The sequence below is a fragment of the Empedobacter sp. GD03797 genome, from assembly GCF_029842105.1.
GTDB classification, from domain to species: Bacteria; Bacteroidota; Bacteroidia; order Flavobacteriales; family Weeksellaceae; genus Empedobacter; species Empedobacter falsenii_C.
Genome location: NZ_JAOCFS010000048.1, coordinates 1 through 11,534 on the forward strand (window position 1 = coordinate 1; position 11,534 = coordinate 11,534).

The following is an 11,534-nucleotide window of genomic DNA, read 5'->3' on the forward strand; positions in this document are numbered from 1 at the left end:
GTCGTTATATTTTAAAGGAAAATATATATTATATAAATAAAAACTCTCTGACTTAATTTTTAAAGCGAAATATCTAATTAGTTTGAAAGCGAACAATAGATACTCTATCAAATTTATATAGAAACAAATACTGTAGATATACAAAAAGATGAAAAGGCAGAATAAAATAAATACACCTGATTATAAAAAAATTTACGAAGATATTCTTAATATAAAATATCCTGAAAAAAAAGAGATTTGTCAAGGTATTCTTAATAAAACTACTTTGTCTACATTTGATGTCATAGCTCTTAATAGAAAAATTTTTGGTGAAAAAAATCTCAATATAAAAAGTTTAAATCAAAAATATCGGTCTTACTCCATATTAGATAGAAAAGAAATACTAGATTATCAAAAAAAACATAATCTTAATAATAATGAACTTGCTAATCATTTTAAATTAAGCAGAAATACAATAGCAAAATGGAAAAAAATGTTTTTGTAATATTTATATATCTTCAAAACATTAAAGAAACGAATATAGAGAATCATTATAAAAGTTCTAAGAGATCGTGAAAGGTTTTTTTAACCTATTATTCTACACTAAATATCAATCCAAATCAGTTTCTTTTAAAAGTATGATAATTCACTTTATACAAAAGGTTTTAGCTTTTCAGATATAAACAGGAACTCGAATTATATAGCTATAAAATCTCTACATCAGCGATATCTATCATTACTGATAAAGTGAATAGGCAAATTTAGATTGGCAAAACTACCCCTTAGAATCGGTTTATAGTACTATTTAGATGAATAGAATTGTGTTTAAGATTCATCACAAATACACCAAAAACAAGATGGTATTCCAAACGAAGATTTGAAGAAGCCTTTTTTATATATCATTAATGCTAATTTCTAAGAAATGGACTCTATAAATTCTTAATTGGGGATAATTTTAAATAAATTTTTAACTATTTTAGAAAAAAGGCTCTACTATAAAAAATCAACCAATCTGAAATATATTTACACAAAATTCTGGACAATATCTATAAATTACATAAAAAGTGTAAGTAATTGATTTCTTAACAAGAATTTTATTAATCTTAAAAAAATAATATTTTATCACTTAATTTTCTAAAAGATAGTTATTTTTAATCAAAATTGAATTACTTTTGCCTATCCATTAACTAAATATAAAACTATGAAAGTAAGATTATTAGCTATAATATTGTCAAACTATGCATTTTCCCAAATAGGCATCGGAACTCTTTTTCCTAAAAGTAAACTTGATGTAGAAGGTGATATTATCTTAAGAAATTCTTTACGTGTAGGAGGAAATGATTTAACAAAAGGAAATGCAGGGTTAAAAGATCAAGTTTTAGTATCTCAAGGAGTAGGGATGTCTCCAACATGGAAATATGTAAATGTTCCATTTATGGAGAATGGACAATATAAATTGATTAATACATATGTTATAGATGATAATATTGGGATAAAGTCTATCACTATTTCAGGTGTTAACTACCTTAATAAAATAGGTGATCAATTTGATAGTTCTTGGACCAAAATAAGTGGACTTAAGACAATAATGGAAATCAAGTCAAGTGAGAATAAAACTACTTATCAATTCCAAACAGGTGTAGAGTCTGTCACAACTTCTTCAGTTGGGGAAGTAAAATTTATGTGTGGAATTTTTAAGGATAATACATTAGTTGCTCTAAGACCTGATAAAATTACGACCATTACAACTAACTCGCCTATGCAATATATGTATACACTAAACTATACAGAGGAGAATACTCCCATAGGTTCCTACAGTATTGAGATGGCTTGTAGAGGAATAGAGGGAAATAGTCATACCTTATCGATAGGAACAAATACAACATCTTCTACTAATTCAAATAACTTTCAACTTAAATCTTTTTTAAAGATTGATTTAGCTGAATTAATTACATTTAAAGCAAATAGATGAAAATAAAATTATTAATATCTGGATTATTATTAAGTGCATTGACACAAGCTCAAGTAGGAGTTGACACAAGAGCACCTCAATCTAGTCTTGATGTAAATGGAGATTTTGGTTTAAGAAAGAGAATTTTTTTAGATAATAATAGTGTAGAATCTAAAGGAACAAAAGAGCAGATTTTAGTTTCGCAAGGAGAAGGTTTACCTCCGACATGGAAATCATTACTTATTCCAGAATATGAACCGAATAAGTTTTACTTAATTTTTAATGATTCATTTTCAGATCAGATTGGAATACAAATAGCTCCTAATAACAATTCTTCAGTAAATGTTTCTACAGAATTAATAGATGGGGCTTTATTATCTGATTTAAAATTGAAAGGCTTTAATGAAATTCCTGGTTTAGCAAAATCGTTTAATGTAAATAGCAAATCAAGTAAAGTTTATTTTCAGTTTGAAACTGTTGTTCAACAAAATAATTCAACTTCAACAAATGGTGAAAACATAAAGTATACTTGTGGTATTTTCGTAGATGGAAAACTGAAAAGTGCTAGGATCAATACCATTTATACAAGTAGCTCTACTAGTACATTTCTAACTCATACTCAGATTGGTGGTACATCAAATTTAACTTTAGGTTCTCATAGTATTAATATCGCTTGTGCTAAACTAAGTGGGTCTACAAGGGATTTGGCTATAGGAAGAAATGTAGATGCAGTCACAAATATTAATACGTTTATGGCACAATCATCTTTAAAAGTAGATGTATACGAAATACCTGAAAATTTTAATTCAATATTCAATTAACATGAAACTCTATATAAATATATTACTTGTAATTTTTTCTTATTCATATACATATTCTCAAGTTGGAATTAACACAAAGAACCCTACTAAAACTCTTGACATTAATGGGGATTTAAATTTAAGAAAAGAGTTACGATTAGCAGGAAATGATAATTCTTTAGGTGATGCAGGTACATTAAATCAAGTGTTACAAGTAAAGGATAATGAGTATCCAACTAATGTATGGAAAACTTACAAAGTAGCAGATGGAACAGGTAGTCTTTCATTATATTATTTAAACACGACTATAGATAAAGTAGGATTATTTTTTAATAGTACAGGTAGTATAACTTCATATGAATTAGATTCAAATGATGCTGGATGGAGTTTTATGACGAATAATAAAGATAATTTTGTAGTAAAAGATGCTACGAATTCTAGTAAAGTAACATTAAGTTTTCAAACAACTGTGCAAATAAATAGATCATCGAATTCAACAGGGAATTCTGCTAGTTTTGCATGTGGAATCTTTATGAAAAAAAATAATGAAGGGTTTAAATTAAAGGCTGTAAGATCTGATGTAGTAAGAGGTGTGCCTGGATCTTATAAGATATTTAACTTGAATGTAACATTAGATAAATTAGAACAAGGTAGTTATGAAATACAAGCGGCATGTAGAAATAGACAGCTTGGATCAAATACTACTTTAGTGAATATAGGAATCGGACAGCCTGTTGATGCGACAAAACTGAATCAGGATATGGTGAATTCTACATTAACAACTACACTTTTACATCCTTACATGTAACTAGATAGCCATTCTGTGGATGATCAAAAAATGATATAGGTTATATCAAAAGAAATGTAATGTTTTTATGAATTAAAATGAGACACTGTACCAAAAACTGTGTAAGTATAAAATTCTGCTTGGGTTAAAATCGAGCAGAATTTTTTTTATACATTTAATATTTACATATTTATGGAAACAAAAGACCTATTTCCGGATGATTTTTTCAAACATTTTAAAACTGGCGATGAACTCCAAAACTTTCTCAAAGACTTACAAAAGCGAGGAATTGAAAAAATGTTAGAAGGTGAGTTAGATGCTCACCTGGATTACGATAAGCATGATTTACGCAAGCAAGAAAATGTGCGTAATGGTTATTCTAGTAAAAAGATAAAAACGAGTTATGGCGAAGAAGAAATAAAGGTTCCTAGAGATCGTGATGCTAGTTTTAATCCGATATAAAAGCCAGGGGTACCGAAGATATTTTAATTACAGCAACTGATAACTTAAATGGTTTTACTGATACTATACACACTATATTTCTTGAGTCTAAAACACAAATCTGCGTTGTACATCAAATAAGAAATGCTTGTAAATACGTTGTTTGGAAGGACAAAAAGCAATTTCCAGCTAAATGGTAACATAAACATTCTTATGCCATCCAAAGCTGGAAAAACAACTGGGAAGACCTTACGGTTTTCTTTGAATTCCCCGTAGATATTAGGAAAATCATATACACCACCAATCTAATTGAGAATTTAAACGGTAAAATAAGGAAGTACACTAAAAATAAATTATCCTTCCCTACAGATGAAGCTGTTATGAAATCCGTATATTTGGCTGTGAGAGAAGCAACTAAAAAATGGTCTATGCCAGTAAGAAACTGGGGAGTTATTATTGATCAATTTTTAATCCTATATTTGAAAAAAAGGGTTCAACTATAAAAAAGTCAAACCCTCCTGAAATATATTTACACAGAATTTTGGACAGTGTCAATTTACAATTTTTAAAATATGTAGCTTAACTTACTCTGGATATTTAAGGGGATATCCATCTTTTTTTTTATTGAAGAATTTAATAAACTTCTCACTATCCTTTGGATTTTTCTTAATCCATTCATTCATAATATTAATATTTGTAACCGATAGATCAAAGTGTTTTTTAGAGACAATCGTATCCCCTTTTGAATAAATTTCATTGATTAAATTTTCCTTTACCTCCTTTTTAACGCGTAAATCTTGATTAAAAAAATAGACAAAAGTGACAACCAAAAGAAAGATAATAAAGATTAAATATGGAATTGTACGATCCTTTTTACGTGCATTTTTCTCATACTCTTTCACTTCTTCAAATTGCTTTTTAGCAGAAGCATCCAATGAGATTTCAGGCAATTTATAATTCTTTAAATCAGCTAAAACCTTTTTATGTTCAGCTGTAATCAAATTACCATTCTCAATAAACTGCTTTTGAATCCCATAAAAAGCATAAATCTTTTCATCAATTTCTTTCGTTAACTGTTCTATTCTATTTCCTTCAGCACTCAACGCGGCTAAAATTTCTTCTGGTCTTTTTGGTCTATTATTTTCATTCATAAGTTTAAGTTATTTTAAAATCTTCTTCCAAAATTTCTTTTTGGTTTTATTTCTTGCTCCTGTTGAAGCTTTACTTTCTCAGCTTTCTGTTCTAAAAACACCTGTAAATTAACTGCTTTTAGTTTTTTAAAACTCTCATGTCCACGTGAAAGCTCACTAAACTTTACGCCATAATTTTTAGGTTTTTGCCTGTTTTGTTTTCGTTTTTCATTCTCTAAAACTTCCGAAAATTGAAAAATTTTCAAGCCTTTTAATCGCTCATTTTGATCAAATTGAAGATTTAATCCATACCCTAATTCTTTTAAATTAGTCGATAAATCCTCCAAATTCAAACACTCTTTAAGTCCATTAATCAATACATTTCCATACAATTGGATTTGCTGATCACTTTTTTTCTTAGTCTCTTCTAATACAGTTTCCCAACCTCTATCCTTAGCTAATTCATTGGCTACTGTACTGGTTTGAATACCTATAAATCGTTGATTTACTTTATTCTCTCCATTAAAATCAATACGATTTACAATTAAATGCAAATGAGAAGTATCTGTATCTTGATGTAAATAAGCAATATGCTGATTACCTACTAAATTCTTTTTACTTAAAAAATCATCCACTAGCTTTTCCCAATCTTCCAACGTCCAATTAAGTGTATGTCCTGCTGAAGGAGATAAAACCACATTATAAAATGGTTTAGCTACACGATGATTTTGATGAGCCACAGCCATAAGTTCATGGTAAATCGCACGAGCATTTTCTCCTACAAGACCATTACGACTAATTTCTGTCGCAAACGCTTTCTGCTCTGCCTTATTTTCTCGAGAAGCATAAGCAATAGCCTTTATACTTCCTTTAGTGGTTCTCCCTATTCCGATCATCTAAATAACGATTCATTTTTTCAATTACTTTCATAACTTCTAAATTCAAAAGAGGATCTTTAAATTTCATATAATTACTAATTCGACTAAAATGTGTTCGAAATTGCTGTAATTCTTTATCTGTTCCTACTGACTGAATAGTAGGTACTACTCCTGAATTCAATAAAACATTTCGACAATATTGACTTTGATTTTGTCCAGAAGCGATTACTTTTTTCTGTAATAAAGCGAATTCTTCTTCTGATACACGAATATAAATGGATTTAGATTTTTTATCTGATGCTTTCTTTTTAGGTCGTCCTCCTAACTTTCCATATTGACTTCGATCAAATCGAAGTTCTTCTTTCTTTACAAAATCTTCCCAATTGATTTCTTCCTCCATAATACAAGAAATAAAATAAAAAAAAACAGATAATTATTACTTAAATAAAAACGACTTCATTTATAAAAATACCTTTAAAAATGAATTGAAACTTTGTTTCAAAAAAAGCATTTTAGAATAAAATGATCCATCGAAGATGGAAACTTTTGTGACCGATTTAGGGAACAAAACAAGAGAACCTGATTAGCACAAGAAAAGATAAAATCGGAATGAAATGAGAGATTTTAAGCTTTTTGTATTGCTAAAGGTACATCTTGCACAAAATATTAAGCTAAACTACTGTTTTAAAAATTTATTCTCCATCATTTTTTCAGATATAAAAAACTCCTTTTTATAAATTCAGTTAAGGCAAGATACAAAATATAATGAATAAGCACAAATATTGAATTAGTTATAAAGATAAAAATAACGCAAAAAATAAATCCATATTCTACTATATGCTTTTTCAATTTTGATAGATTTTTCCATCTAAAAAAATCTATTCATAATAAAGAATGAATTCAAAATCATTTGTTTCTACAAGATAAAACATCATCTCTAACACGCTTCTTAGGATGATAAATAGACTATCTATAAGTATCCGATGAATTCTATATAAAAAACAAAATGTCGCTTAAAACGCAAAAAAACGACCTCAAAAGAAGTCGTTAATAAACGTTTCGCTTTCAAATTTAACGATTATCATTAAATTGACTGACAAAATTACAGTTAAAAATCTAATAATCAAATGTTTAATAGATAAAACCTATTAAAGTTTTAAAAAATCGCGCCGCCCCCTGGTGCACATAAAAAAGTCACGTCAATTTGTTTTTGTTTTTCATTCCAACGAAAACAGTACAATTCAAGCGAACTCCTAAAAGTCAATTTTTCAACGAAAAAATGACTCCTTAAAAACGAAAAAATGACTATGTTTTTGTATTTAATAAACATAGCTTATTATTACATTACTTATCTATTTTTAAAAAAACAAATCAAATTTATGATTATCAGAAAGTTACGACGCTTAAAAAAGTTTACTTACGACTTCTTGAATGTTAGCTTACGACTTTTTGAATGCTATAATTGTTTTCACTTACGACTTTTTGAATGCAACTTACGAATTATGAAAATATAATTCGTAAGTTAGCATTTTAACATTCATTCTGTCGTAAGCTAATAAAAATGGGAAGTAAAATAGATAATAAGGAATTAATCCAATCCTACATAATAACAACTGCTAAATATGATTTCAATGTCTATGAAAAAAGAATTGTATATAGAATTGTTGAACTCTTACAAGAAATGTTGGAAGGAAAAACTTTAGATCAGAAATATTCAATTGAGTACAGCTTGTTCCAAGACTCTAAAATTACTATTCCTGTATCTAAATTTTTGAATGGAGAGAAAGACCAAAATTATGTGAGAATAAAAGAAGCATTTATTTCATTAATGAAAAAGATTTTCGAGTATGAAGATAACAAAGAATGGGAAGCTTTTTCGTTGATTCAAAATCCAAAAATTGTAAAAGGATCAGATGAAAAAACAACATATGTGAATTTTTCTCTAAATCCGCATATTGCTTCTGCTTTAATGGATTTTTCTAAAGGATATAGAAAATATGAGTTAGCTACTGCTATGAAATTTGAAAGTATTTATGCAATGCGATTTTATGAATTATTCAGTAAACAAAAAAAGCCCATAAATTATAGCGTTGATTATTTACGTGAGATTCTTATGCTGAATGATAAGTACAAAAAACAAAGTGATTTTGTAAGGAAAGTTATTGAAGTTGCAAAAAAGGAACTTGATGATAAAAGTGAATATACTTTTGAATATGTTCTTCTTCCAGAAGAACGTAAAAAGACTACTCCTATCTCAAGTATCCGTTTTATTCCAATTTTTCAACCTCAGAACGAGGATAAAGATCTAAAGAAAAAAACCGTTTTGAAACAAATGTCAAAACGTTGGTTTATCAAAGATAATGAAATTGAATATTTAAAAACTCAATATCATTTTACTGATGGCGAATTGAAAAACAATTTAAGTTTGTTTGAATCTGCTTATAATAATTTTGCAGAAGGAGAACTTATTGATTTACTTTCTGAAATTCGTCCTCTTGCAATGGATGCAAAAAATGTGAAAGGATATGTAATTGGAGCAATAAAAAAAGTTCTAGAACGTAAAATAATTAATAAATATAATCTTTAATATCAATATTATATTTCTATTATTTCTATTATTTCTATTATTTCTATTATTTCTATTATTTCTATTATTTCTATTATTTCTATTATTTCTATTATTTCTATTAAATATTTTATTTTTTATATTTAATAGAAATAATACATTTGTTATAAACATAAGAAATAATGATTATCAGTATATCAAATCACAAAGGAGGTGTAGGAAAAACTACATCTACAATTAATATAGGAGCTGCTCTTCACAAATTAGGTCATAAAGTTTTAATTGTTGATCTAGATGCTCAAGCTAATTTAACTCATAGTTTAGGTTTAGAGAATGAAGAAAAAAATATATACAAAACATTAACAGAACAAGTAGAAATCACTCCTCTACAATACAAAGAAAATTTCGATATTATTGCTTCTACATTAGATATGTCAGCTATCGATATAGAACTTTCTGGAGAAGCAGGAAGGGAATTCATATTAAAAGAGAGATTATCAAAAATCAAAGATAAATATGATTATATTTTATTAGACACACCTCCATCTTTAGGTCTTTTGACAATAAATGCCTTCACTGCTTCTGATAAAATATTAATTCCTTTACAAGCTGAATATTTAGCTTTACAGGGATTAAAAAAATTATCTGATGTAATTGTAAAAGTACAAAGCAGATTAAATCAGAACTTAGAATTAGCTGGAGTATTTTTAACTCAATTCGACTCTCGTAAAGTTTTGAATAGAGAAATTAATACTATGGTCAACAATTATTTTAAAGATAAAACTCTTCAGACAAAAATTAGAGATAACGTTTCACTTGCTGAAGCTCCTGTAAATAAGATGGACATATTTTCTTATGATGACAAATCAAATGGTGCTAAAGATTATAAGGATCTAACAAAAGAAATACTGGAAATACTTTAAATATTATATTTTTATGAAATATAATATTTATAATAAATAAAAGAAATATGGGAAAGAAAAGTATATTATCAAAAGGTATTGAGGGGTTACTACAAGGTAACCAGGATATTATTGTAGAGAAAAACGAAACAATTCAACAACCATCTATACAAGAAAACATTTCACCTAAAGCTGTTTATTTAGAAACTAAAACAACACAATTAGTTAAAATAGATACATTAGAAAAAATAAAAAATATAGCTTATTGGGAGCGTTCAAAAATCAAAGATATTTTTGAAGAAGCTTTTCAAGATTATATAAAAAAGTATGAAAGCTTAAACGGAGAAATTAAGAATAGGAAATAAATCATTTATTTGAATGAAGATAATTGATTAAAAATATACTTGTTGATCTTTAAAAATAAAAACAATGAAATCCTTAATAAATAAATATAAAGAACTTGGAATAGAAAAGACGATTGATCACGATAAGTTTAATCTAATTTCAGTTGTTCATCATTCAACAGTATTAGAAGGTTCAACTTTAACCGAAATTGAATCTTCCGTTTTAATCAATGATGGCTTGACACCTAAAGGAAAACCTTTAGAGCATTCCTTGATGGTAACAGATCATTATAAAGCTTTAATTTATGTAATTGAACAGGCAAATAAAAAAACACCTATCTCTGTTGAATTAATTAAAAACATTGGAGAACTTGTTTTAAAAAATACTGGATCAGTTTACGAAACTATTCTTGGAACTGTTGATGCTAGCAAAGGAGAATTTAGAAAAGGAAATGTTATGGCTGGAGCCACTTATTTTCCTAATTATGACAAAGTAGAAAGATTAATGAATGATTTAGTTTCTACTATTCAAAATAAAATGAAAACAAATCTATCTATAGAAGATCAGGTAAATTTATCTTTTGATGCTCATTTTAATATGGTGTCAATTCATCCTTTTTATGACGGAAACGGAAGAAGTTCAAGATTACTAATGAATTATATTCAACAATATTACAATCTTCCTTTAGCGATCGTTAATTCTGAATCTAAAGTGGATTATATTGAAGCTTTGATTGAAACCAGAGAAAAAGAAGATATATCTATTTTTAGACATTTCATGAAGCAAGAATATTCAACTCAACTAAAAGAAGAAATTCAAAATTTTGAAAAAATATCTAAACCAAATAAAGGACTTGATTTTAAATTTTTGTTTTAATTATCCTTTTTGATGGAATTAAAAAAATCACGGATAAATTGTCCGTGATTTTTTTTTACTAATTTTACATTACTTTTTATCCCTTAAAAAGTAACAAAAGAGAATAATATCGATAAGATCAACTGTAGTTGAAAATATTTCTCGTATTATTTCAAAATGAATGTATTCCATAAATATTATTTTTTGGAAAGAATCCTGGAGAAGAACAATCCGTCGGCAAACATTTTGCTTCTTCTCCATTTTTCATTTTTATTAAACATTTCGCTATACCCATACAATTTGTATTTGCCATATTTATCACAATAGAACCATGTATTTTCAATAAAACAAAATATCTTCATTTTTTTATTTTCTTCACAAGGATTTCAACCACAGAATAACCCTCCTAAAATTTATTGTTAAACCTACGTTTTCATTCTTAATTTAGAAAGGACAGAAAAAACGCTCAACCTATTTTCTTCTTCTTATTATTATTCAGTTGTTTAATATTAATTATTGTAAATTTATCTCAATAGGTTGGTGTAACTACTGACACAATTATTCCCTTTTATAAATCATCTGTACAATACTAAATAAAAGGGTTTAGAAAAAAAAGGACAGAATTTTCACCCCTAAAAGCAGACTTCTATTTTGGCACTTTTTTAGACAATTTTTTTTACATAAAAAAATCCCTTGAGTTATCTCAAGGGATTCTTATCTTTAAGTTTTATATAAAATCATCTGGATATTTTGACCGTTTTGGATATGTTCATTGAACGTAAAAATGCGGTTTTCAGAGCGTTTTCAAACTCAATTTCATTTATTCAAAACGGCACTTGTTTAAAATCAGTGATTTACCTTAAAATTTATTGGTAGATAATTTCGATTATGTTAAGTAAG

At 27.5% G+C, this 11,534-nt stretch carries 11 protein-coding genes and 1 pseudogene; 9 read left to right on the top strand and 3 right to left on the bottom strand.

Features of this window, described 5'->3' with window-relative positions:
* Nucleotides 1-148: 148 nt before the first annotated feature.
* From N5D90_RS16580 to N5D90_RS16600, 5 genes and pseudogenes are all read left to right on the top strand, one after another.
* Complete coding sequence (locus N5D90_RS16580) at nucleotides 149-484, top strand: helix-turn-helix domain-containing protein (RefSeq protein ID WP_280063390.1); 336 nt, start codon at nucleotides 149-151, stop codon at nucleotides 482-484.
* Between the two features lie 696 nt (nucleotides 485-1,180).
* Complete coding sequence (locus N5D90_RS16585) at nucleotides 1,181-1,951, top strand: hypothetical protein (RefSeq protein ID WP_280063391.1); 771 nt, start codon at nucleotides 1,181-1,183, stop codon at nucleotides 1,949-1,951.
* A complete protein-coding gene (locus tag N5D90_RS16590) occupies nucleotides 1,948-2,751 on the top strand; it encodes a hypothetical protein (RefSeq protein ID WP_280063393.1) in 804 nt (267 codons plus the stop codon). The genes N5D90_RS16585 and N5D90_RS16590 overlap by 4 nt, the downstream gene beginning before the upstream one ends.
* Before the next feature lies 1 nt (nucleotide 2,752).
* Nucleotides 2,753-3,538, top strand: a complete 786-nt coding sequence (locus N5D90_RS16595; protein WP_280063394.1) for a hypothetical protein — start codon at nucleotides 2,753-2,755, stop codon at nucleotides 3,536-3,538.
* A 171-nt stretch (nucleotides 3,539-3,709) separates the two neighbouring features.
* Nucleotides 3,710-4,461: pseudogene (locus N5D90_RS16600) on the top strand (transposase).
* An 81-nt stretch (nucleotides 4,462-4,542) separates the two neighbouring features.
* Here N5D90_RS16600 and N5D90_RS16605 read toward each other — a convergent pair.
* Genes N5D90_RS16605 through N5D90_RS16615 form a run of 3 tightly spaced genes read right to left on the bottom strand, consistent with a single transcriptional unit; the run spans nucleotide 4,543 to nucleotide 6,366 of the window.
* Complete coding sequence (locus tag N5D90_RS16605; RefSeq protein WP_280063395.1) at nucleotides 4,543-5,109, bottom strand: hypothetical protein; 567 nt, start codon at nucleotides 5,107-5,109, stop codon at nucleotides 4,543-4,545.
* Between the two features lie 14 nt (nucleotides 5,110-5,123).
* Nucleotides 5,124-5,984, bottom strand: a complete 861-nt coding sequence (locus N5D90_RS16610) for a relaxase/mobilization nuclease domain-containing protein (protein WP_280063396.1) — start codon at nucleotides 5,982-5,984, stop codon at nucleotides 5,124-5,126.
* Nucleotides 5,959-6,366, bottom strand: coding sequence for a plasmid mobilization protein (locus tag N5D90_RS16615; RefSeq protein WP_280063397.1), 408 nt, complete (start codon nucleotides 6,364-6,366; stop codon nucleotides 5,959-5,961). Before N5D90_RS16615 ends, N5D90_RS16610 begins: the two co-directional genes overlap by 26 nt.
* Nucleotides 6,367-7,527: 1,161 nt before the next feature.
* Here N5D90_RS16615 and N5D90_RS16620 point away from each other — a divergent pair.
* From N5D90_RS16620 to N5D90_RS16635, 4 genes are all read left to right on the top strand, one after another.
* Nucleotides 7,528-8,553, top strand: a complete 1,026-nt coding sequence (locus N5D90_RS16620) for a replication initiation protein (protein WP_280063398.1) — start codon at nucleotides 7,528-7,530, stop codon at nucleotides 8,551-8,553.
* 161 nt (nucleotides 8,554-8,714) lie between these two features.
* A complete protein-coding gene (locus N5D90_RS16625; protein WP_280052075.1) occupies nucleotides 8,715-9,455 on the top strand; it encodes a ParA family protein in 741 nt (246 codons plus the stop codon).
* A 47-nt stretch (nucleotides 9,456-9,502) separates the two neighbouring features.
* Nucleotides 9,503-9,799, top strand: a complete 297-nt coding sequence (locus N5D90_RS16630) for a hypothetical protein (RefSeq protein ID WP_280052076.1) — start codon at nucleotides 9,503-9,505, stop codon at nucleotides 9,797-9,799.
* Between the two features lie 64 nt (nucleotides 9,800-9,863).
* Nucleotides 9,864-10,655 carry a Fic family protein gene (locus tag N5D90_RS16635; protein ID WP_280063400.1) on the top strand — a complete coding sequence of 264 codons (792 nt, stop codon included), beginning with the start codon at nucleotides 9,864-9,866 and terminating at the stop codon, nucleotides 10,653-10,655.
* Nucleotides 10,656-11,534: the final 879 nt, after the last annotated feature.